1 protein-coding gene is annotated in these 514 nt (G+C 60.7%); it reads right to left on the reverse strand.

Annotated features, from left to right (window positions below; translation table 11 throughout):
• The coding region (locus tag F4V54_RS11355) for a hypothetical protein (RefSeq protein WP_150387200.1) at nt 1–199 on the reverse strand (199 nt) is incomplete at its 3' end.
• Nucleotides 200–514: the final 315 nt, after the last annotated feature.

Consider the following 514-nt stretch of genomic DNA (forward strand, 5'->3'; position numbering starts at 1 on the left):
CTAGGAGTTCGTCGGGGTCGAGGGGCTCGTCCTCCTCGTCGTTTTCTTCCTCGGGTGTGTAGGTGGGGGCGCTATCCCATTCAGCACCCAGTACTTCTAGCGTTTCGATGGTGGGTTCATGGCGCCGGTTCCACCACTGCGCGGCTAGTAGGGTGTTGATGCCTAGGCTGAAGCCGAGGGCGAACAGTATGTGCTTCATGCTGCCTCCTGGTGGTTCTTTGGGGTGGTTCCTTGCCATACTCGTTGTAGGCCACTGTGGCGGGACTTTTGGCGGCTGTTTCTAACCCCAACCATTTTGATTAGCCCGCGGCCGGCCCACACGCTAAATAGGCTTCCCCAGGCGTTGGGGTGGTGGGGTGTGATGTGGTCGGGTATGAGGGCTCGCACATCGTCGTTGGTGAAGGGGCGCCCGGTGTTGGCTAGGGTGGCTATTGCCCGGTCGGCGTGTGGTGTCCACTCCCCCGTGGGTGTGGTGGCCTTGTAGTAGGGGGCCTGGATGAGCTCTAACTGTTCC

Origin of the sequence: Corynebacterium tuscaniense, from assembly GCF_008693065.1 — a bacterium.
In the GTDB taxonomy this organism is placed as follows: Bacteria; Actinomycetota; Actinomycetes; order Mycobacteriales; family Mycobacteriaceae; genus Corynebacterium; species Corynebacterium tuscaniense.